The 22607-nt window shown below is 36.3% G+C and carries 24 protein-coding genes; 13 read left to right on the top strand and 11 right to left on the bottom strand.

All coding sequences use genetic code 11. The features are described from left to right. The first annotated feature begins 7 nt into the window (after positions 1 to 7). The 9 genes from hydA to ABXT51_RS05815 all read left to right on the top strand — a co-directional run bounded on the left by hydA (position 8) and on the right by ABXT51_RS05815 (position 11037). Complete coding sequence (gene hydA / locus ABXT51_RS05855) at positions 8 to 1447, top strand: dihydropyrimidinase (protein WP_416694425.1); 1440 nt, start codon at positions 8 to 10, stop codon at positions 1445 to 1447. A gap of 78 nt (positions 1448 to 1525) precedes the next feature. After that, entirely contained in the window at positions 1526 to 2893 is a 1368-nt protein-coding gene (locus ABXT51_RS05850; protein ID WP_416694423.1) for an NAD(P)-dependent oxidoreductase, read from the top strand. A 1-nt stretch (position 2894) separates the two neighbouring features. Continuing rightward, complete coding sequence (preA, locus tag ABXT51_RS05845) at positions 2895 to 4196, top strand: NAD-dependent dihydropyrimidine dehydrogenase subunit PreA (protein ID WP_416686289.1); 1302 nt, start codon at positions 2895 to 2897, stop codon at positions 4194 to 4196. Positions 4197 to 4215: 19 nt separating this feature from the next. Beyond that, the gene (locus ABXT51_RS05840; protein WP_416694421.1) at positions 4216 to 4875 is read left to right on the top strand and encodes a TetR family transcriptional regulator C-terminal domain-containing protein; all 660 of its coding nucleotides are present in this window, start codon (positions 4216 to 4218) and stop codon (positions 4873 to 4875) included. A gap of 163 nt (positions 4876 to 5038) precedes the next feature. Continuing rightward, entirely contained in the window at positions 5039 to 5917 is an 879-nt protein-coding gene (prpB, locus tag ABXT51_RS05835) for a methylisocitrate lyase (RefSeq protein ID WP_416694419.1), read from the top strand. Continuing rightward, on the top strand, positions 5917 to 7044 hold the full coding sequence (gene prpC / locus ABXT51_RS05830) for a bifunctional 2-methylcitrate synthase/citrate synthase (protein ID WP_416694417.1): 1128 nt from the start codon (positions 5917 to 5919) through the stop codon (positions 7042 to 7044). Before prpB ends, prpC begins: the two co-directional genes overlap by 1 nt. Positions 7045 to 7063: 19 nt before the next feature. After that, a complete protein-coding gene (locus ABXT51_RS05825; protein WP_416696306.1) occupies positions 7064 to 8488 on the top strand; it encodes a bifunctional 2-methylcitrate dehydratase/aconitate hydratase in 1425 nt (474 codons plus the stop codon). A 59-nt stretch (positions 8489 to 8547) separates the two neighbouring features. Continuing rightward, a complete protein-coding gene (locus tag ABXT51_RS05820; protein WP_416694415.1) occupies positions 8548 to 9702 on the top strand; it encodes a saccharopine dehydrogenase C-terminal domain-containing protein in 1155 nt (384 codons plus the stop codon). 21 nt (positions 9703 to 9723) lie between these two features. Further along, positions 9724 to 11037 carry an NAD(P)/FAD-dependent oxidoreductase gene (locus tag ABXT51_RS05815; RefSeq protein ID WP_416694413.1) on the top strand — a complete coding sequence of 438 codons (1314 nt, stop codon included), beginning with the start codon at positions 9724 to 9726 and terminating at the stop codon, positions 11035 to 11037. A 19-nt stretch (positions 11038 to 11056) separates the two neighbouring features. On the opposite strand, the gene ABXT51_RS05810 is transcribed toward ABXT51_RS05815, so the two are convergent. From ABXT51_RS05810 to ABXT51_RS05800, 3 genes are all read right to left on the bottom strand, one after another. Next, positions 11057 to 12310, bottom strand: coding sequence for an NAD(P)/FAD-dependent oxidoreductase (locus tag ABXT51_RS05810; RefSeq protein WP_416694411.1), 1254 nt, complete (start codon positions 12308 to 12310; stop codon positions 11057 to 11059). Between the two features lie 83 nt (positions 12311 to 12393). Beyond that, complete coding sequence (locus tag ABXT51_RS05805) at positions 12394 to 12723, bottom strand: nuclear transport factor 2 family protein (protein WP_416694409.1); 330 nt, start codon at positions 12721 to 12723, stop codon at positions 12394 to 12396. 98 nt (positions 12724 to 12821) lie between these two features. Then, a complete protein-coding gene (locus ABXT51_RS05800) occupies positions 12822 to 13208 on the bottom strand; it encodes a hypothetical protein (protein WP_416651091.1) in 387 nt (128 codons plus the stop codon). Between the two features lie 105 nt (positions 13209 to 13313). Here ABXT51_RS05800 and ABXT51_RS05795 point away from each other — a divergent pair, with 105 nt between their 5' ends. Further along, the gene (locus ABXT51_RS05795; protein ID WP_416677277.1) at positions 13314 to 13664 is read left to right on the top strand and encodes a nucleotide pyrophosphohydrolase; all 351 of its coding nucleotides are present in this window, start codon (positions 13314 to 13316) and stop codon (positions 13662 to 13664) included. On the opposite strand, the gene ABXT51_RS05790 is transcribed toward ABXT51_RS05795, so the two are convergent. Further along, positions 13665 to 14132, bottom strand: a complete 468-nt coding sequence (locus ABXT51_RS05790) for a hypothetical protein (RefSeq protein WP_416651087.1) — start codon at positions 14130 to 14132, stop codon at positions 13665 to 13667. It lies immediately after the preceding gene. Between the two features lie 40 nt (positions 14133 to 14172). Next, a complete protein-coding gene (locus ABXT51_RS05785) occupies positions 14173 to 14397 on the bottom strand; it encodes a DUF6356 family protein (protein ID WP_416694407.1) in 225 nt (74 codons plus the stop codon). 130 nt (positions 14398 to 14527) lie between these two features. Between ABXT51_RS05785 and ABXT51_RS05780 the strand changes: the two genes are divergently transcribed. Further along, positions 14528 to 15361 (top strand): phytanoyl-CoA dioxygenase family protein, encoded by an 834-nt coding sequence (locus tag ABXT51_RS05780; protein ID WP_416694405.1) that lies wholly within the window; start codon positions 14528 to 14530, stop codon positions 15359 to 15361. Here the strand turns inward: ABXT51_RS05780 and ABXT51_RS05775 are convergent. After that, complete coding sequence (locus ABXT51_RS05775) at positions 15358 to 16215, bottom strand: alpha/beta hydrolase (protein WP_416694403.1); 858 nt, start codon at positions 16213 to 16215, stop codon at positions 15358 to 15360. The two genes, ABXT51_RS05780 and ABXT51_RS05775, sit on opposite strands and share 4 nt — an antisense overlap. Positions 16216 to 16370: 155 nt before the next feature. Here ABXT51_RS05775 and ABXT51_RS05770 point away from each other — a divergent pair, with 155 nt between their 5' ends. Both ABXT51_RS05770 and ABXT51_RS05765 read left to right on the top strand, forming a co-directional pair. Continuing rightward, positions 16371 to 16673, top strand: coding sequence for a hypothetical protein (locus ABXT51_RS05770; RefSeq protein ID WP_416694401.1), 303 nt, complete (start codon positions 16371 to 16373; stop codon positions 16671 to 16673). Positions 16674 to 16700: 27 nt separating this feature from the next. After that, the gene (locus ABXT51_RS05765; RefSeq protein ID WP_416694399.1) at positions 16701 to 16925 is read left to right on the top strand and encodes a hypothetical protein; all 225 of its coding nucleotides are present in this window, start codon (positions 16701 to 16703) and stop codon (positions 16923 to 16925) included. 7 nt (positions 16926 to 16932) lie between these two features. Here ABXT51_RS05765 and ABXT51_RS05760 read toward each other — a convergent pair whose 3' ends face one another. The 5 genes from ABXT51_RS05760 to ABXT51_RS05740 form a co-directional block, all read right to left on the bottom strand. After that, positions 16933 to 17802 carry a DMT family transporter gene (locus ABXT51_RS05760; RefSeq protein WP_416694397.1) on the bottom strand — a complete coding sequence of 290 codons (870 nt, stop codon included), beginning with the start codon at positions 17800 to 17802 and terminating at the stop codon, positions 16933 to 16935. A 67-nt stretch (positions 17803 to 17869) separates the two neighbouring features. Beyond that, complete coding sequence (locus ABXT51_RS05755) at positions 17870 to 18241, bottom strand: hypothetical protein (RefSeq protein ID WP_416694395.1); 372 nt, start codon at positions 18239 to 18241, stop codon at positions 17870 to 17872. A 217-nt stretch (positions 18242 to 18458) separates the two neighbouring features. After that, on the bottom strand, positions 18459 to 19859 hold the full coding sequence (locus ABXT51_RS05750; protein ID WP_416694393.1) for a M81 family metallopeptidase: 1401 nt from the start codon (positions 19857 to 19859) through the stop codon (positions 18459 to 18461). A 19-nt stretch (positions 19860 to 19878) separates the two neighbouring features. Beyond that, positions 19879 to 21306 carry an aldehyde dehydrogenase family protein gene (locus ABXT51_RS05745; protein WP_416694391.1) on the bottom strand — a complete coding sequence of 476 codons (1428 nt, stop codon included), beginning with the start codon at positions 21304 to 21306 and terminating at the stop codon, positions 19879 to 19881. Positions 21307 to 21387: 81 nt separating this feature from the next. Beyond that, positions 21388 to 22563, bottom strand: coding sequence for a pyridoxal phosphate-dependent aminotransferase (locus ABXT51_RS05740; RefSeq protein ID WP_416694389.1), 1176 nt, complete (start codon positions 22561 to 22563; stop codon positions 21388 to 21390). Between the last annotated feature and the right edge of the window lie 44 nt (positions 22564 to 22607).

Here is a 22607-nt window from a genome sequence, read left to right as displayed (position 1 = left end):
GAATACTATGTCTGTACTAATTAAAAATGGAACAATTGTTAATGCTGATCAATCTTTTCAAGCCGATGTGCTATGTGCAGATGGCAAAATACAGGAAATTGGCAGTAATATCTCAGCGCCGAGTGGCGCTGAGGTAATAGATGCTGCCGGGCAATATGTTATGCCCGGTGGTATCGACCCTCATACCCATATGCAATTACCATTTATGGGAACTGTTGCTAGTGAAGATTTCTATACTGGGACAGCTGCTGGACTTGCGGGTGGAACAACAATGATTATTGATTTTGTTATTCCTTCTCCTGGAACGAGTATTCTTGAGGCTTATCATCAATGGCGAGAGTGGGCGGAGAAATCAGTAGCTGACTATAGCTTTCATGTTGCCATTACTTGGTGGGATGAAACTGTCCATGCTGATATGAAAACACTAGTTGAAAAACATGGTGTTAACAGCTTTAAGCACTTTATGGCTTATAAGGGCGCAATAATGGCCACTGATGAAATACTTGTCAATAGCTTCAATAGGTCATTAGAATTAGGTGCAATGCCAACAGTTCATGCTGAAAATGGTGAAATGGTTGCACAATTACAAAGTAAGATTTTTGATATGGGCATAACTGGACCAGAGGGTCACCCATTATCTCGTCCACCTGAGGTTGAGGGTGAGGCTGCTAGTCGAGCTATTAGTATTGCTAATGTATATGGAGTCCCTTTGTATATCGTTCATGTTTCTACTAAGCAGTCTTTAGAGGCAATAACTAGAGCACGAAATGCTGGGCAAAAAGTATTTGGTGAAGTTTTAGCTGGACATTTGCTTGTAGATGAGTCAGTTTACTTAAATAAAGATTTTGAGACTGCTGCTGCTCATGTAATGAGTCCTCCTTTTAGAGCAAAAGAACATCAAGATGCATTATGGAAAGGAGTTATATCTGGTAATTTGCAAACTACCGCTACTGATCACTGTTGTTTTTGTGCTGATCAAAAAGCAGCTGGTAAGGATGATTTTCGTATAACGCCAAATGGAACTGCAGGCGTGGAAAATAGAATGGAAGTGCTATGGCATCATGGCGTAAATACTGGACTTTTTAGTATGAATGAGTTTGTTAAATTAACTTCTACAAATGCTGCACAAATATTTAATATTTATCCTCGAAAAGGGAGTATTTCAGTTGGTGCAGATGCAGATATTGTTGTCTGGGATCCAGAAGCAACTAAGACAATTTCTGCTAAAACACACCACCAAAATATTGATTTCAATATTTTTGAGGGTATGGAAGTCAAAGGCTGTGCTTCACATACTATAAGTGCTGCAAAAGTTGTATATGCTAATGGAGAGTTGAAAGTTGAAAGGGGAGCTGGAAGATATATTGATCGCCCTGCATACTCTTCATTCTATCAAGGGCTAGATGTCCAAGCTGAGAAAAAGATACCAAAAGCTGTGAAACGTTAAAAAGGAAATTTATTTTGTATTGAGGTTCTGTTAATATAACCTGACCAAATGGTCAAATATTTTTTTTCGGAGGAAAATATGAGTGACAATAATTTAACAAATAAGGTAATGAACATTAAGTCACATCGCCTTAGTAAAAAAGAGATTGATGATAATTTTTCAGACCTCCATGCACCATTGTCTGCAATAGAGGCATTAATTGAGGCTGATCGATGTTATTTTTGTTATGACGCTCCTTGCACAAAGGCCTGTCCATCAGATATTGATGTCCCAGGCTTTATTCAAAGTATTAGGAGTGATAATTTAACAGGTGCTGCAGAGAAAATTTTAAGTGAAAATATTTTTGGAGGTATGTGTGCCCGTGACTGCCCAACTGAAGAGTTGTGCCAACTGGCATGTGTTCGAAATGATCATGAACAAAAACCTGTCGAAATTGGATTACTACAACGTTATGCAACTGACTCAGTATTAAACAATGGAGTGCAATTATTTTCTAGGCAAGAAAATACAGGAAAGTCTATTGCAGTAGTTGGGGCTGGGCCAGCTGGAATATCATGCGCTCACCGTTTAGCGGTTTTGGGGCACAAAATAACAGTTTATGATGCCAAAGATAAGCTAGGAGGTTTAAATGAGTATGGCATTGCAGCTTATAAAACTCCTAATGATTTTGCACAGCAAGAACTTGATTACATTCTAGATATTGGTGGCATTACTATCGAAACAGGAATGCAGCTTGGTAAACAAATTAATCTTGAAGGTCTTCAGGAGAAATATGACGCAGTATTTTTAGGGTGTGGTCTTGGTTCAGTAAATAAACTTAATCTTGATAATGAAGACATTTCTGGTGTTATTGATGCAGTTGAATATATTGCAAATTTACGTCAAACCAATAATAAAGATGAACTAATGGTTGGAAAAAATATTGTTGTGATTGGTGGTGGTATGACAGCAATAGATATTGCTGTTCAAAGCAAATTGTTAGGTGCAGAGCAAGTAACGATTGCTTACAGACGTAGTAAAAAAATAATGGCTGCTAGTGAATATGAGCAGGCTCTGGCAAAAAAGCATGACGTACAAATTCAATATAACATGTCACCAAAACGTCTGATTGCTGATGATAGTCATGTCACTGCAATTGAGTTTGATGTTATGAAGTCACAAAACGATGGAAACCTCAAGGCAAGTGGAGAAAATATTACATTAAAAGCTGATGTTGTTTTCAAAGCTATTGGGCAAAAATTAGTGACTGAAGGCTTGACAGATAATAACAGTTTGGAAATAGAAAAAGGAAGGATTGTTGTAGATGAACAACGTAAAACTTCATTGTCTAAAGTATGGGCAGGAGGAGACTGTGTTCTTGATGGCGACAATTTAACAGTGTCAGCAGTACAAGATGGCAAACTTGCTGCAATTTCAATAAACGAAACACTAACACAAGGAGCATAGTATGGCAGATTTAACTAGTAATTTTTTAGGAATTAAGTCACCTAATCCTTTTTGGTTAGCCTCGGCACCACCGACAGATAAGGCTTATAACGTAAATCGTGCCTTTGAAGCTGGCTGGGGTGGGGTTTCATGGAAAACTCTGGGTGAGGATCCTCATATTGTGAATGTTAATGGTCCAAGGTACACAACAATGATGAGTAATGACCGACGAGTTATTGGTTTTAATAATATCGAATTAATAACTGATCGTCCATTTCAAGTTAATCTTAAGGAAATGCGTCAAGTAAAGAGAGACTGGCCAGATAGGGCTGTGATTGCATCTGTAATGTTTCCAATGAGTGAGGCATCTTGGGCAAAGCATATCCCTATTATTGAAGATACAGGTATAGATGGTTTTGAGCTTAATTTTGGTTGTCCTCATGGTATGTCAGAGCGAGGAATGGGTGCTGCAGTTGGGCAAGTTCCAGAATATATAAAACAAGCAACTGAGTGGTGCAAAAAGTATGCCACAGTCCCTGTAATTGTCAAGCTTACGCCAAATATAACTGATGTAATTTATCCAGCTGAAGCAGTCCTTGAGGGTGGTGGTGATGCAGTGTCATTAATTAATACCATAAACTCAATTATGAGAGTTGATTATGACAGTTTGACTATGTTTCCAACTACGGGTGGTATGGGAACTCATGGGGGTTATTGTGGTGAGGCGGTAAAACCAATTGCTTTGAATATGGTGGCAGAGATAGCGCGTAATGAAAAAACTAGAAACTTACCAATTTCAGGTATTGGGGGAGTATCGACTTGGAAAGATGCAGTAGACTTTATTGCATTAGGTGCCAGTAATGTTCAGGTTTGTACAGCCGCAATGGTCTATGGTTTTAAAATTGTTGAAGACATGAAAACTGGATTGAGTAACTTTTTAGATGAAAAAGGTATGAATTCAGTAGATGAGCTAATTGGCAAAGCAGTTCCATCAGTTACTGATTGGAAGTTCTTGAACTTAAACCACGTTGATAAAGCTGTCATTGACCAAGATAAGTGTATAAAGTGTGGTCGTTGTCACATTGTATGTGAAGATACTTCACATCAAGCAATTGAATATTCAACTGATAGTGGTGATAGAGTATTTACAGTTAAGGATGATGAATGTGTTGGATGTAATCTTTGTGTAAGCGTTTGCCCTGTAATAGATTGTATCTCAATGGTCGCTATGACATCAGGAACTGACCCTAGAACTGGAAAGGCAATTTCACCACAAGCATCTGATTGGACAACTCACCCAAATAATCCATTAAAGGTTTCATGAAAAAATAATGGAGAATTGAATGGGTAATAAAAAAGTTCTAGTACAAGCCAGAGGTATTACACGTAGTAAAGAGAGAATTCGTGAAGAAAATGAACTTATTATTTTAATTGCTGCAGAAAAAGTATTTGCAAAGCATGGTCTTAAAGGCTCTACTACAAAACAAATTGCAGATATGGCTAAACTTCCAAAATCCAATATTCATTATTATTTTCATACTAAATTAAATTTGTATAGATGTGTCTTAGAAAGCATACTAGTTGATTGGATGAGGGCTGCTGATACATTTAATAAATTTGATGAACCTCGAGAAGCCTTGAAATATTATGTTGGCGCAAAAATGAATTTGTCACGCACTAGACCATTCGGCTCAAAAGTGTGGGCAAATGAAATTATTAGTGGTGCCCCTGAAATGGAAGAAGTATTATCATCGAGGTTAAAACAATGGGTTGATACTTGTGTTAGTTCGATAAATAGGTGGGTTGAACTAAAAAAAATTGTTAATGTGGGTGATGCTCATACCTTGTTATATATGATTTGGGCTACCACTCAACATTATGCTGATTTTGATTATCAAGTGATGATTTTAAATAATGGAAAGAAACTTACAGATAGTGAATTTGAAGAAAAAAAACAACAAGTTATTGATTTAGTTTTAAGAAGCGTTGGTTTAAATCCTTAGTCAATATGAGATTAAAAAAGTTTACAAAATAATTCTTAACATCAAGATAAATACCAGATGACATTTACCTAAAATAGAGAATTTATAGAAAATATATGCATAATAGTTTTTACTAAAGATAGTTATTATGTAGTTGATTTAGGTTAGACAAGGAGTATTCAAATTGGACAGCAGTGGAAAGAAATTTAGAAAGTTAGTTAATGAAAATAAGCCACTTCAAATTGTAGGCGCTGTTAACGCCTATAGCGCTCTTATGGCTGAGAAAGTTGGGCATCAATCAATCTACTTGTCAGGTGGTGGAGTTGCAGCTTCTTCTCTTGGAGTTCCTGATCTTGGTATTACTTCCCTAGCAGATGTTCTCGAAGATGCCAAAAGAATTACTCAAGTAACTTCCCTACCATTATTAGTAGATGCAGATACTGGCTGGGGTGGGGCACTTAACATTGCTCGTTGCGTTCGAGAAATGATAAATAGTGGCGTAGCTGCTATCCACATTGAAGATCAAGTTTCTCAAAAACGTTGCGGACATAGGCCAAATAAGGCCATAGTTAGTACAAATGAAATGGTTGACAGAATTAAAGCTGCAGTTGACGCCAAAACCGATCCTAACTTTGTAATTATGGCAAGAACAGACTCATTGGCTATAGAGGGTATGCATTCTGCTATTGATAAAGCGACAGCTTTTGTAGAAGCTGGTGCTGATATGATATTTCCTGAGGCACTCAATACCATTGAGCAATATAGAGAGTTTTCTGATTCAATTAATGTCCCTATTCTAGCAAATATAACTGAATTTGGTCAAACACCATTATTTACCAAAGAGGAGCTTTCTGATGCTGGTGTGGATATGATTCTTTATCCACTAAGTGCCTTTAGAGCAATGAGTAAAGCAGCTCTTAATGTCTATCAACATATCATACAAGATGGTCACCAAAATAATGTCATAGAAAGTATGCAAACAAGAGAAGAGTTATATGATTTTTTAAATTATCATCAATATGAAAAGCAATTAGATGATGAAATGAATAAGGAGAGTAAGTAGTGAGTGGAAAAAAAATAGGTGGAGCTGGTCTTAGAGGTCAGAGTGCAGGTGAGACATCAATATGTACAGTTGGAGTTAGCGGTTCTGGCCTCACATATCGTGGCTTTGATATCGTAGATTTAGCAGAAAATACAACTTTCGAAGAGGTTGCCTATCTTTTATTAAAGGGAAAACTACCTAACTCACAGGAATTAAAAGCATATATAGAAAAACTCAAAACATTAAGAGGACTTCAACCTGAACTAAGAAGTACTTTGGAGGGTATCCCTAAAACTGCTCATCCTATGGACGTTTTAAGGACAGGCTGTTCGGTTCTTGGTAATTTAGAGCAAGAGGAAGGCTTTATAAACCAAACTGACCATGCAGATCGTATGCTGAGTGCATTTCCATCGATACTTAGCTACTGGTATCAGTATTCCCACTATGGAAAAAGAATTGATACGGAGACAAGTGATGATACTATTGGTGGTCATTTTTTACATCTCTTGCATGGTAAAAAACCTAGCCAACTGCATGATCAAGTAATGAGTATTTCTTTGATTCTGTATGCTGAACATGAATTTAATGCCTCTACTTTTGCTGCAAGAGTTTGTGCCTCAACGCTTTCAGATATTCATTCTGCTGTTACAAGTGCTATTGGGACATTACGCGGACCATTACATGGAGGGGCAAATGAAGCCGCTAGTGCTATGCTATCCCAATGGAATGACCCTGATGTTGCAGAGGCTGAATTACTTAAAATGCTTGCACAAAAGCAACTTGTGATGGGTTTTGGACACGCAGTTTATACTCAATCTGACCCTCGTAATGAGGTTATCAAGCAATGGTCAAAAAAATTATCTATGGAGGTTAATGATAAGCATCTATATGATGTATCAGAAAGAGTTGAAATGGTTATGAGAAGAGAGAAAAATCTATTCGCAAATGCTGACTTTTATCACGCTTCTACCTATGAATTTATGGGAATACCAACTAAACTATTTACCCCAATATTTGTTCTTTCAAGAGTAACTGGATGGTGTGCTCACATTTTTGAACAGAGACAAAATAATCGAATCATTAGACCTAATGCAGATTATATAGGTCCAGGTCCACAAAAAGTCAGCCCCATAGAAACAAGGAGTTAGTATAGTGAAAGCAGATAGAATGTCAGCAGATCAAGCTCTGCAAGATATCGCTGATTATGTGATTGATTTTAAAGTAGAGTCTGAGGAGGCCTTAAATACTGCTAGAAATTGTTTAATAGATACTATCGGCTGTGGTCTTTTGGCTTTGAAATATCCAAATTGTACTAGACATTTAGGCCCATTGGTGCCTGGGACCACAGTAGAAAATGGTGCTAGGGTTTTTGGAAAGTCATTTGAGCTTGACCCAGTAAAAGCAGCTTGGGATATTGGTGCCTTAGTTCGATGGTTAGATTTTAATGACACTTGGTTAGCTGAAGAGTGGGGGCATCCTTCTGATAATTTAGGCGCAATTATGGCTCTTAGTGATTATATTTCAAGAGTAAATATTGCGAATCATAAATCACCATTAAGTATAAGAGATGTGCTCGAGTACATGATAAAAGCTCATGAAATACAAGGTATTCTTGCACTTGAAAATAGTTTTAATAAAGTAGGCCTAGACCATGTTTTACTCGTAAGAGTTGCAAGCACAGCTGTTGCTACGCATATGCTAGGAGGGACAAGAGAACAAATTATTGATGCTTTATCACAAGCTTGGGCTGATGGTTCTTCTCTTCGAGCCTATAGGCATGCACCTAACGCTGGCTCAAGAAAATCATGGGCTGCTGGCGATGCAACATCTCGCGCAGTTCGCCTGGCAATGATAACTATGGCTGGTGAGATGGGTATGCCTTCCATTTTGAGTTCACCAGAGTGGGGCTTTTATGATGTAAGTTTTAAGGGAAGAGAGTTTAGCTTCTCTAAGAGCTATGGAACTTATGTTATGGAGAATATTCTTTTTAAGATATCTTTCCCAGCTGAATTTCATGCTCAAACTGCAGTAGAATGCGCAGTATTGCTTTATCCAGAGATTAAAGAAAAGTTAAATAAAATTGAAAGGATTGAAGTTACAACTCATGAGTCAGCACTTAGAATTATTGATAAAACAGGCGCCCTAGATAATCCAGCTGATCGAGATCATTGTATGCAATATATGCTTGCAGTTGCAATGATTAAAGGTGATTTGGTGGCCGAGTTTTATGAAGATTCCTTTCATCAGCAAAACTCATTAATTGATAAGCTTCGAAATAAAATGATTTTAAAGGAAGATAAAAGATACTCAAAAGACTACCTAGCAGATGACAAGAGATCTATTGCCAATGCGTTACAGATTTTCTTTAAGGATGGGAGTCAAACTGATAAAGTGGAAGTTGAATATCCAATAGGACACCGTAATCGTCGTCAGGAAGGTATTCCATTACTTGAGAGAAAATTTTTTAATAGTCTCAAAAGTATTTATTCTAAAGAGCACAGTGACAGGATCTACTCATTGTGTCTTGATAAAGAGAAAACTGAACAAACACCTGTCAACGAGTTTATGGACATGTTTGTTCTTAAAGATTAAGGAGCTATTAAAGTTTTTTAGTTTTCATCTATTTAATTAGAAATAAAGAAGGAGTTGTAATGTCAAAAATTCATTGGTTAGGTGCTGGTTTGTCAGCAATACCAGGGCTAAAAATGCTTATTGAAAATGACCATTCAGTTATTGTTTATAATCGAACAGTCAAAAAAGCAAGTGATGCTTTATTAGGTGTTAAGGGTAATTATCAGATTGTAGAATTTTCTCTTGAGGCCATTGAGAAAAATGCTACAGCTGGAGACGTTATAGTTTCAATGCTTCCTGGTAATTTCCATGTTCCTGTTGCAGAACTGAGTCTATCACTTGGAGCTCATTTTGTCTCAAGCTCCTATATTTCAGATGAGATGAGGATGCTTCATGAAGAATCGCTAAAAAAGAATTTATGCCTTGTTAATGAGGTTGGTCTTGATCCAGGAATAGACCATAGTATGTCTCATGCACTCGTTGAAGATTATAAAAATTCAAAAGTTTTTTCTGCTGAAAATAATCATTCTTTTTTGAGTTACTGTGGTGGCTTAAGTGACGTTCCTAATGATTTTTGTTACAAATTTAGTTGGTCTCCACTGGGAGTTTTAAAGGCCTTAATGTCAACTTCAGTTAGCATTCGTGATAGCCAAGTTTATACAGTTCATAAGCCATGGGAGGCTGTTGAGCTTTACCCTCTTCCGATGCCTTGGGGAGAAGATGAGTTTGAGGTTTATCCTAATCGCGATTCCATTCCATTTATTGAGCAGTATCAAATGAACGAGGGATTGAAGATAGATCAGTTTGTTCGAGGAACTCTAAGGTATAGAGGCTGGAAGGATGCTTGGTCTGATATTTTTTCTGAGGTAGATACGCTTGACCCTGAAATTGCAGAGGATCGTCTAAAGGCTATCAGTGATGATTTATGGAATAAATACTCCTATAGAAATGAAGAAGTTGATCGTGTGATTTTAACTGTTGAATTAAAGGTTAAAAATGACTCAGAGGTTGTTTGGCATAAGCAGTTTTTACTTGATACGCTTGGAAATAACAAAGGAAGCGCAATGGCCCAATTAGTCTCTTGCTCAGTTGCTTTGGCTGTTGAAGCCGTTCTTAATAAAGAGATACCCTCAGGCGTAACAGTGGCTCCTCACCAAAGTAATTTAGTAAAAAGGTGGCTAAATCAAGCTTCTGAAATAAGTGATCACTTTATTTTAATTGATCATTTAAGTTAGTAGTAAAGTTAGATTATTTCTATGGCTCAAGCTAATCCTATTTTTGATAATGAAACAAAAGGTTGGGTAGATTTAGTTCCTGGTAGGCAATCTCAGCCTAAATTAATTTCTAACCTTGAAGCTAAATGGCTTGTCATAGGTGCCGGCTTTACAGGTCTTTCTTGTGCAAGAAGGCTAGCAGAGATTAACCCTAAAGATCAAATTATCTTGCTTGATGCAAGAGAGCTGGGCCAGAATGCTTCTGGTAGAAATTCTGGTTATGCTGTAGCACATAGCCATTTTTCAGGCCCCTATCAAGAATCACAACTTGAAAAATACCAAAGAGTAGATCGAATTAATCATGTAGGCCTTAATTCTCTTCGTACATTAGTAAAAGATAACAGCATCAATTGTGACTGGATAGAATCAGGTATTTATCATACTGCAGCAGATAACAACTCTGAAATTGAGTGTGATCATTTTATTAATTATCTTAAAAAACGTGACATTACACATACTCCTCTCTCTAAACAGGAAATTCATAATCATCTAGGAACGAGTTGGTATAAGAAGGGCGTTAAAGTTGAAAATGGTGCATTAATGCAGCCCGCTAAATTAGTTTTTGGATTGGCTAAAAATCTTCCAAGTAATATTGAGCTTTATGAAAATACACCAGTATTAAGGATGACATTGGGTAAGGCTGTTAAGGTCATTGTTCCAGATGCAATAATTTCCGCTGAACAAGTCATAATGGCTTGTAATTATGAAACCTTTGAGGGTGTAAAGCCTAAACAAAGGGCAGTTGGAGTAACGCTTTCTGGAAGTATTACTCGTGCCTTAACCAAGGATGAGATTAATACCCTGGGAAGTGAATCATCATGGGGAATACTGTCGCTTCATAGTGGCGGGGCTACTATCAGATTAACGGATGATGGCCGAATTGCAATAAGAAACACAGCTGAATATAACAATCACCACCTATTAACTGATAAGCAATTAATTAACCGACAACAGATTCATCGACAAGCATTTAATAATAGGTTTCCACATTTAAGTCATGTTCCATTTGAGTTCTTATATTCAGGCGTTGAAGGTGTGAGCGCTAATAAAACTAATATCTTTGAGAGATTTTCAGATAACCTCTATTATGCAGGCTGTTTCAATGGTTCTGGAATTACTAAAGGAACTGCATTTGGTATTGGAATAGCTGAGTATGCATGCGGAAAAAAATCTGCTATTGTTAATGATTGTCTTGCTCTTGAAAAAGCTAAATGGCTTCCACCAAAACCATTTTTAGATCTTGGCGCATGGTTTACAACTAAGCAGCGCTTTAAAGGGGTTGGAAGAGATAGATAGAAGATAATCTAAATGCTAATCAAAGTAAATGACTTGCAGTAGCGCCAAATTCAATAAAGCCTGCCTTGATTTTAGAAAAAGGTTCTTGATAATAATCCAAAGGATCAACTGGCAAAGAGGTTTCATCACCACTAATAAGGCATTCACTTACTGCCTTACCAAAATAAGTTCCAGGTCCAATTCCTCTACCTGAATAGCCAAAAACTGAGTAAGCATTACTACCTAGCCTTAGAATTTTAGGAATATGATCACCTGTCATGGCAATGCGTCCATGCCAGCAAAATTCAATATCAATATTTTTAAGATGTGGAAAGAGACTTTCAATTTTTCTCCTTGCCCAATTAGTGTGAATCTTGGAGGCGCTATGACCAAGGTTTCCGATCCCACCAATAATAAGTCTATTGTCAGCATCGAGTCGAAAAGAAGACATTACACTAGCAGTATCCCAGCAACCTTCACCATTGGGTAAAACTGACTTTACTAGATCTGAAGGTAGAGATTTAGTTGCGACTTGAAAATACTGTACAGAAGTGTATTTGGATGGATTTAGGCCTTCAATTGGTTTTTGATAGGCATTTGTAGCAATTAAAAGCATTTTTGCCTTAATGGTTCCCTCAGCTGTCTTGATTAGCCAATCATTATTGATTGAATGAATGTTAGTTGCTATAGTTGACTCATAGATATTTACGCCATAAGATTTAGCAGCTCTTGCCAGGCCAAGACAATAATCTAGAGGGTTAATAATTCCAGCTTTTTTATTAAATAGAGAGCCAAAAAACTTTGAAGAGCCTATTCTTTGCTGAGTTTGCTGTCTATCAAAAAGCTCTAACTCAGCACCACGTTCAGATAGCTGTTTAAATCTCAGTTGAATATCTTTTAATCCTTTTTTAGAGTGAGCACAGTGAAGCGTTCCTGAGCGATTAGCGTTGCAATTAATTTCATAGTTATCAATAAGACTAAATACTAAGTCAGGTGCTGTTGCTAAAGCCTTATTAAGCTTAACTCCTGCTTCTAATCCAAGGATACTTTCGACCTTTTCAGGAGGCATCCATAAGCCTGCATTAACTAAGCCAACATTCCTTCCCGAGCCACCATAGCCAATCTTTTGATCAATAAGGGTAACTGATAGCCCATTCTTTGCTGCAAATAGGGCTGCTGAACAGCCAGTAAAACCGCCACCAATAATCACTAAATCCGTTGTAATTGATTTTTTAAGATTACTGAAAGTAATTTTTTCTTTAGAATTGTCTTGCCAAAGATTTTTTTGATGCATTTTTAAAATAATTCTTAACTATTGAGCAACATATTAAACAAAAAAGACGCCCAAAGGCGCCTTTAATTTGAGATTAATGATGCTTATGGAAGAAGTGTTGCACCAGTTTCCATACGTATGACTTGACCATCCTTTATTTGCATAAAGGCTAGAACTGATTCTTTAGTTCCGTCAGGGAAGCTCATTACGCCATGGGTAACCATAGCCTCATCATTTTCATAAAGGCAGCGTGAGTCATGAGTTACAAAATCATCACTATTCATCATAAATGTAAACATTTCCATGGTTTTTTCTTTATCCATAGTTGAGTTGTCTAGGTGCATGATAAATTGAAAATCTTCATGCATAGTTGCTGCATAAGCCTCCATATCTTTTGCTTCTTGTGCAGCTTCTTGTGTTTTAAATATTGACATATTGCCTCCTAAATTTAAATTATTTCTTATTATAAATAATAATCATTATCATTATCATTATCGTATGTTACCTGCTTTATTTAATAAGCAACTATTTTTTATACCCAGAAGTAAATAATGATTACTATTAAAGGAATTAAAGGCCTAATAGCATTCTTAATATGATGATCAGCACCATCAAACGTTGGCCAAACTTTTAAAAATAGACCCATATTCCAAATAAATGCAAAGGTACAGAAAAACCCCATTGCAACTAATAATGTTGGTGTATCAGTTCTTTCAAAAATACCAATTTGGAAAAACGTTACAATAAGCATTGCAACCGTTCCACCCATTAGAAATCCTGCTGGCTTAAGCGCATACGGTACTTGTGGCGAGTCCAGACGAAGATCTATTGCAAACTTTTTTGAGTTAAAAGTTAGTTGAAAGGCAAAAAAACCACCAAACAATATTAAAAAAATGTGACAAATAGTTTGAATATCCATATTAATTCCCCTTAAAGTTAATTGAACGCTTGAGTAATTTCAAGCCTCATAATAAGTATACTTATTTTTTTTATTATTTTAATTACTAATCAATCGAGTGAAAATATGGATATATCTAAAATACAAAACCAGCTTAAAAAATTTGCAATTGAAAGGGATTGGGAGCAGTTTCATACCCCCAAAAATTTATCTATGGCTCTTAGTGTTGAGGCTTCAGAGCTTGTTGAGATTTTTCAATGGCTAAAGCCAGAAGAATCTAATTCTCCTAATCAAAAGCAGATTCAAGAAATTAATAGTGAGGTGGCAGATATTGCGATGTATCTTCTGCGTTTTTGCAGTATCTTAGAAATTGATATTGAAGAAGCAATTAAGAATAAATTAGAGAAAAATGCTGAAAAATATCCAGTTAATTTATCAAAGGGCAATGCTCAGAAATACAATCAACGAGAAGATTAGTTATATTTCAACCTTATAACATTCGTATGGCTTGCCAGTTGAAGGCTGAAGATTAATATAATCATTAGACAGGACAATAATCTCTTCAGATCTTTTATCGTTAAGAGTAAATTGTTCTTCCATATTAAAATACTCATCAAGCCATGGATGGTTCCTATTAACAACTTTAATAGAATCAATCATACTGACTAAGCTTTGATCATTAATTTCCCATACTCCAGTTCCAAGGGCACTATAATTCACTTTAACTGTATTCTCTTCGATTGGAAAGTCAACAATTAGTTGACCAAAACTATTCCAGGTACCATCTTTCTTGTATCTTATAAATTCTAAAGCGGTATACCCAGGCCAAGTATCTTTACAAATCCAGTTACCAAGAATTTCAGTTTCATAAAAACGAGGAGACATTGCTGCTGAAGCAGAGGTGTTTAAAACTAGAGCTGCAAGAATGGTCAGTAAGTATTTCATAATGCGCAGTTTAGATTAGTTTTTGACAAGCCTATGTGAATTATTGATGAATTTTAGAAGAATTTATCATTTTATTTTTATGTTCATCAGCCATCTTTGCAATTTTATTGCTAACAGTTTCTTGAAAAATAAATGGCAAAATAGAGTGAATGAGCGCAATAATTAAAAGCCCTAAAAGTGTAAGACAATATTTCCATGCCCCCCAGAGATGTTGAAAGTAGTTATATCCAAACTCATTGGGGTGTTTAGTAAAAATATTATTCATATAAGTATTATCGAAGTTTATTTAATTTATTAAGTATAAAGAATTGGAGTAACAAGGTTAAATTTTTTAAATATTTGTAATAAAATAAAATTTTTTGAATAAATTACTATTCACATATAGGATAAGAATAATGCCTAAAGTTTTAACAAAAAAACAGATTGAGCAGTATCATGATGAAGGTTTTATATCTCCAATAAGAGTTATTTCTGAAAAAGATGCCTTATCTATTAAAATTCAACTTGAAGAAGTAGAGGCGCAATACCCTGAAGAAATTAATTCAGAGAGTCGCAATAATTTACATCTCTCATTTGCTTTTTTAGATGCGCTCGCCCATAACACAACCATAGTAGACGCAATAGAAGATCTTATTGGCCCTGATATTGCTCTTTGGGCGTCGGTTATGTTTATTAAAGAGCCCTCCTCTAAACAGTATGTTAGTTGGCATCAAGATGCAACTTATATGGGCCTTGATAGCTTTGATTTTCCAACACCATGGATTGCGCTAAGTCCTAGCAACATAGAGACAGGCTGTATGTCGATGATCTCAGGTAGCCATAAATCAGCAATACAAAAACATGAGGATACTTATGCAGATAACAATATTCTAACAAGGGGCCAAGCTATTAAAAATGTGGATCAAAGTAAGACCGTTGATCTAATATTGAAGCCTGGTGAAATGTCGATTCACAATGGAGCTATCATCCATGGATCACAGCCTAATAATAGCAATCAAAGAAGGATTGGTTTTTCACTTCAATCGTATGTACCGCCATCAATAAAGCAGGTAGTTGGAAGGAATATATGGACTCATATTAGAGGACGAAAGAGGCAAGATATGAATAGTATTGAGCTAGATCGCCCAAGATACAATATGGATCCTTTAACAGTCAGTCAGCGAAGAGTTGCTGAAGAAAACTTATCTGAAATACTTTATAAGGGCGCGAAGATTAAGCGTAACTACTAAATATAGTTTTCTAGCCAGCTAAGAATTTTTTTAACTCCACTATTCGTCTGAGACGAGCTCAAAATATCTCCAAGAACGCCATGCTGTGATGAGTCATCAGTATTTGTAAGTATTGGATTGTGAATAGAGACATTATTACCCATTTTAGAAATTATTTTACGAGTTACTTTTGCTGATACGACTTGATCATCATCTGAAAAATAAAATAATACTGGTTGTTTAATCTTAATATGCTTAACTTTATAGGCTGCAACAACTGAGTCCTTTACTGCAAATAATGCTTTTATAGGATAGCTTGTCGTCCAACATCTTGCATGATCTGCATTTCTTGGGACGAAGGAGTATTCTTTTCCAAAAATGAAGGGGATAAACCACTCAGCTCCAGGAATTCTAAGAAGTTGTCCAAAAAAAGATTTTGGTCCAAAATTAGGGGATACATAAATAATTGCTAAAGCATTTTCTGTATATTGAAGATTGGCATGGATTAATGAACAGCCTGTAGAACAACCAATTAAGATAAGGCTATCCCCAATTGCATTACCAATATCAATAGCTTCTTTTGTATCTATCATCCAATTATCAAAGGTAGCCTCAGCTAAGGCTTCACCATCTAGACCATGCCCTCTAAGCCTTGTAAAAAAAATATTCGCATTGAGCTCTTTGCCAAGCATTTCAATAACTGGATCAAGCTCTGCTCTGGTTGCTGAAAAGCCATGAATAAATATAAGACTAATTTTTGTCTTCACTTTATTTTGATTTGCCCAAATAATCTTTTTTTCAGTATCTGGACGGATATTTAGAATCTCATTTTCACTATCTTCGATGAGCTTATCTAAAGAATTAATATTGATCATTTACTTAACTTACTTTTTTAGATGAATGAATTATATCTCGAAATATATAAAAATCTTGCAATTAATTTTGTATACATAAAGATTACTTTAATTAATACATAAAGTATACAAAAAGTGTATACTTCATATTAGTTAGTAAATTAATAAATCTTTAGATGGGTAAATACGTAACAAAAAATCAAAAAGAGGATGAAAAGAGAGTGGTTAGCGTAAGAATTCGTAGACCTATTTTTGAGGCGTTTAAAGGAGCTGCAACTGCTGCAGAACAGTTTGGATATAGCATGACTCTTTCAGGCGTATTTGAAACAGCTATGGAAGATGCAATTTCTGAGTTTAAAGATATTAGTGGTGTTGATTATCAAGATCTCACTTCATCAAAGCTAAGTAAGAAATGGGATAGCAAGTTCAAGGCTTCCTTAAAAAATTCTAAAGGAACGCTCAAAAAGCGCGATAAGTAAATTAACTTTAATAAGGAGTGATAGTCAATGTCAAAAAATAGTGTGATTGATAAATTAAAAGATTTAAGAAAAGATTTAGATAAAGAATCTAAATTTCTTCAAGAGCAAATGGAGCTTCCATTAAATGGAGATGAGATGAAAAATTCTCGGTCAGATAATAATTCTATGCAGCTTAATAAGGGAGTTATGTTCTCTAAATGGGTCAGAAAATTAACAACACAATTTGAGTCAGTTGATCCATTTTATAAATAAATTATAGTTACAAGTTAATTTGTTTCCTTGGCCAGTTCCAACTAATAAGTGTGCTGGCAACCCCAGACATAATTAACAAACCTCCCAGTATCATTGAGGAAGTTAATTTTTCATCAAGCAGAACTATTCCCGCAATAATTGAGGTAATCGGAAGTAGCATTAAAAAAGGCGATACTTTACTTACATCCACACTGCTCAATAAGTGATACCAAACGCTATAACCTAATACAGTCATAATCAATGCTAAGTATAGAATAATTGACCAGTCAATGAAGCTAGCAGTTGTTATTGCAAGCCACTGTCCATCTTCAATTAGTAAAGATGCTACAAACATTTGTGGGGTAGCCATGATTGCAACCCAGGCTAATATGGTAATTCCTGAGAGGCCTTTAAGTCGGCTAATCATTATCTGTGCAACCGCCCATACAGCGGAGCCTGCAATTAATAATATAACGCTGTCAAGGTGACCGTCTAGTCTGGGTTCTCCTGTAATTATCAGGACACCAATAAAAGCAAGCCCCATTCCTAATGCCCTAGTAATACCAAGCTTTTCCTTTAATAGAAATGCCCCCATAATTGCTAAAATTGGACCTTCAAGCTGAACTAGGATTGCTGCAGTAGAGGCATCAATACCCTTGAGACCATTGTAGGTAAGACCATATTGAATCGTTGAGCCAATAAGTGCAACAACAAAAATTTCACGCATGTGACCCCATGGTGGCTTTGTAAACCAAACAAGAATTAAACCTGCAATACCAAAGCGAATTGTCATGATAAGGAGAGCTGGAAACTGCTCCATTCCAATTTTCGCTAGAGTAAACCCTAAGCCCCAAGTAATAGGAACAATAAGAGCTAATAAGATTTGCTTAGAGTTCATTTTGATTTATACAAAAAAAGGAGGTCAATTATGACCTCCTTTTAATAACTAAAAGATTTTATTTTATTTATCTAGATTTCATAAAAAAGCCAATTGCAAAAAGAGCCGTTATCACAGTGCTAATCCAGTCCATAGCTGCCCCAGGAGCTGATTGAGAAATCAGTATTTGATACAATTGAAGGAGTGTAAATAAAACCGCTATAAGAGCTAAAGATTTTGCAGCAGTTTTAAGCTGTCCTTCACTTGTCCAATTTGGTAAGCCAAAAGAAAGAATGGCAATTCCTGTCATTGCAGTTCCAGCAGCTTGGGCTAATGCAATAAGACCAACAGACGGCGCCCATCCATACATTGCAAACATCATGTTTGGCAGAAAAATTAATTGTATACCCCAAAGCAGACCAAAAGCTGCATTAAGCCTAAAAATTAAAGATAAACTCATATTTATTTCCCCTTTATTTAAAAAATAACGCTAAAACTTATTTGTAAAGCTCTGATAACGCTAGATAAAATTCTACCAGAAAGATACGTATGCATTAAAAAGATATAATTCAAATAGGTTTATGTTATTCTTCCAAAGGATATGGTTTTTGTAAGAGTTGGAGTAGGACCAAATTAGTGGAATGAGCAGTTACTTTTTAGCGCTATTTTAAATGCAATTAACTAACAATTGATTTGCCATTACTTGCCTCAGGAGTAAAGTCATAAAAGTCCTGAAATGGGTATGTCTTTTTATTTCTTTGCTTATTAGAAATTGAGCTTAAGTCTTGATTTACAGCGCCATCAGACAAAACCATAAATGAAGGCACTGAAAGATTTTCAAGGTCTGGTGAAAGATACCCAGATTTAACAATGAGTAACTGGAAGCTACGTAGATTTATTTTTAAATCATTAAAATCTTTAAGCTTATGAAATGGCCTTCTCAGTTTGGTTACCACAATTGTTGTTTTATTTACTTTGACTATTGCACATTGATTTTGAAAATAGACGCTATCAGCAGTTAGTATTAATGAAGGTCCACCCCCACCAAATGTCCCGCCAATAGTAAATTCATTGCCTTTTTTTAGTTCATCATAGGCTGATTTTGATGCAATACCTGCAATCAAAGTTTCTTTTGAATTAGCTTCTAAGATTACTTTTAGAATATCAGCCCTATCCCCAACTCCGCCTGCAGTAGGATTATCACCACTATCTGCGATTATTGAAAAATCATCCTGACAAAACTCAAGGGCGCTATGAATATCTTCTGACTTCATGCCATATTTTAGTTTTTTTCGATTGTCCCAGTAGAGATTAGCAATACTTTTACAGATGATAGCGCCAGATTTCTCATTAGTGCAAGTCACAATAGAAGAAGCTGTGGCTCTTTTAGTGTCTGCCCAAACGTAACCAATCATTAGATTACAATCGAGGATATTAGATTCTTGATTGTAAAGGTCAAGACTTTCATAGATTGATTGGCAGGGCTCTACAAGTGTTGAAGACATTTCTCCCGAGACTAAAACAGGTATTGCTGACCAGAGAACATAGGGCCTATAGTTTTCATTAAGAGCCTTACAAAGCATCACTGATGACCGCTGATAAGTTTCTTTAACATCAATATGAGGAGCAGTCTTAAAAGCTGCAAAAGCGTCTATATTACTAATAATTTGATTGGTCATCTGACCATGCAGATCGAAGCTTACTGAAATGATGCATTTTGGCCCAACTTCTTTGCGAACTGACGCAATCCACTCTCCTTCTGGGTCCTCAATACCATCAACATACATTGCACCATGCATTAATAGGAGAACCCCTTCTAGTTCTCCTAGAGAGTGAATATCCTCAATGAATTGATATTTCATTTGAGTAAAGTATTCTCTATCAATTGGGCCGCCAGGAACTGACTTGTTAAAGAATAGTGGATAAGGCTTTATGTCAAATTCACTAAAGGGAAAATCAACAAGGTCAAGCAAAGCTTGACCTTGGATACTTTGAAAGTCGTCTTTCTTTTGATATAGGGGTGAATAACTACTGCACTCTGTGCTAATTCCACCAATGGCAATTTTTTTTAAAGCCATTCAAGATCAAGCTATCTAATTAACTCCAGCCAGTAACTACTTTGACTTCAATGAACTCTTTAAGTCCAAGAGAGCCACCTTCACGCCCAATACCTGAGTGCTTATAGCCGCCAAATGGTGCACCACTTGCAGAGCTTTTTCCGTTAACTTCTACGATCCCAGAAAGTAATTTTTTAGACACTCTTTTTGCTTTTTCTTGATCTTGAGTTTGAACGTAATTGGTAAGGCCATATGGTGTGTCATTTGCAATTTTAATTGCCTCTTCTTCAGTATCAAATGGAATCATGGAGAGGACGGGTCCAAAAATTTCAGTTCTTGCAACCGTCATTTGGTTATTAACATCAGCAAAGATAGTTGGCTTTACAAAATAACCTGTCTCTAATCCTTCAGGCTTGCCAGTTCCTCCAGCGACCAAGGTTGCATTCTCATCAATTCCTGCCTGTATTAACACTTGAATTTTATCAAATTGAAGTTGAGATACAACAGGACCTAGATGCTTTCCAGACTTTGAAGCAATATCAGTATTTGTAGAGATTGCAGTTTCTTTAGCAATCGCAACTGCTTGATCATAAACTGAGCGCTCAACGAGCATTCTAGTAGGAGCATTACAAGATTGACCCGTGTTATTGAAGCAGTGTCTTACGCCTCTCTTAACAGCTTTTTCGTCTGCATCTGCAAAAATAATATTGGCTCCTTTACCTCCAAGCTCTAATCCAACTCTCTTAAAGTCGTCAGCAGCGTTATGAGAAATTAGTGCGCCAGCTCTTGTTGAGCCTGTGAAAGAAACCATATCAACATCAGGGTGAGAGGTCAGCTGACTTCCAACACCAATGCCATCTCCATTAACAAGGTTAAATACTCCAGCAGGACATCCTGCTTCTTCAAGCATTTCAGCAAAAATCATTGAATCTAAAGGAGCAAGCTCTGAAGGCTTTAAAACCATAGTACATCCAGCAGCAATTGCGGGTATAACTTTAAGAGCTACTTGGCTTATTGGCCAGTTCCATGGCGTAATTAGTGCGCAAACACCTTTTGGCTCATAAATTAATTGATTGTCTGAGTCATCAAGTTGTTCTTCAAACTCAAACTTTCTAAGTTGGTTAAGAAAATCTTCAATAGCACTTGTTCCTGAAGGTGCCTGTGACGCTTTAGAAAAGTCAATAGGTGCTCCCATTTCAATCGAAATGACTTCAGCCATGTCATCCATTCTTCTTTCATAGATTGTATAAAGTCTTTCAAGTAGTGCTATTCTGTCTGCTTTTGTTGAGGCAGACCACATTGGTAGTGCTGCTCTTGCAGCTGCAATTGCAGCTTCGGTATCACTTTGAGAGCCGAGAGAAATCACTGCACAAACTGTTTCATCAGAAGGGTTGATGACGTCAAAGTCATTCTTAGTTGATGGCTCAACCCATTGTCCATTGATATAGAATTTTCTTTTATCTAGCATAATGTATCTCCAATTAATATTAGTAGAGGTTATCTTAAGAAATTTTTGATGTCAAGCAAAAATATGTAAGCAATTGTATGTTTAGATGCTTGCTAATTTCTCAACCGATAATTTAATGTTATCCATGCTGGTTGCAAAAGATAGCCTAACGTAACCTGGTGCTCCAAAGGCAGAACCTGGAACTACAGCCAAGCTTAGTTTTTCAAGACAATAAGTTGAAAACTCAACGTCATCTTTAAGACCAATTCTTTCAATTAATCCTTGGACTTTAGGAAAAGAATAGAAGGCTCCACCAGATCTTGGGCACTCAATTCCATCTATAGCATTCAAACTATCAACAAGAAACTCATGGCGACGCTCAAAAGCCTCAACCATCATTGATATGAATGACTGATCGCCTGTAATTGCTTCAAGAGCGGCAGCTTGAGAAATTGAGCTTGGATTAGAGGTTGACTGCCCTTGAATTTTTTTCATGGCTTTAATTACTGTTTCAGGTCCAGCAGCATAACCAATTCTCCACCCAGTCATTGCATAGGCTTTAGATACACCATTAAGAATTACAACCCTATCTTTAAGCTCTGGACACGCCATTGCAATATTTACGAAATTATCATCACCCCACCTTATATGCTCGTATATATCATCGCTTATAGTAAGAACTTGAGGGTATTTTTTCAAAACCTCACCAAGGGCTTTAATTTCTGATTCACTATAAACTGAGCCTGTTGGGTTAGAGGGGCTATTAAGAACAAAAAGTTTGGATTTATCCGTGATGCTAGCTTCTAGTTGATCTGGAGTTATTTTAAAGTCTTGCTCTAAGCCAGCCTCAATAAAGATAGGAGTCGCATCAGCAAGAATAGCCATGTCAGGATATGAAACCCAGTAAGGAGTTGGTATGATTACTTCATCACCTTCGTTAAGGATTGCTTGGCAGAGGTTATAAAAAACTTGTTTACCACCACAAGAAACCATTACTTCATTTAAGGAATAATCTAATCCATTCTCTCTTTTAAATTTTTCACAGACTGCTTTTTTTAGTTCTGCAGTTCCATCAGCTGGGGTATATCTTGTATCTCCAGAGCCAATTGCAGTAATAGCCGCTTTTTGAATATTTACGGGAGTATCAAAGTCTGGCTCACCCGATCCCATTGAAATTATTTGTATTCCTTGTGACTTTAATTTTTTGGCTTTATCGCTGACAGCCATAGTTGCAGAAGGTTTAACTTTTTGTACACGATTTGATAGGATAGTTGACATTTACTGTGCTCTTTAAATGGTTTAAAATTAAGGGTTTTATTTTA

The sequence above is a fragment of the Candidatus Pseudothioglobus sp. Uisw_050_01 genome (assembly GCF_048085775.1).
GTDB lineage: Bacteria > Pseudomonadota > Gammaproteobacteria > PS1 > Pseudothioglobaceae > Pseudothioglobus.
The sequence above is the reverse complement of the archived record's forward strand: the minus strand, read 5'-3'. Positions and strand labels throughout refer to the sequence as shown.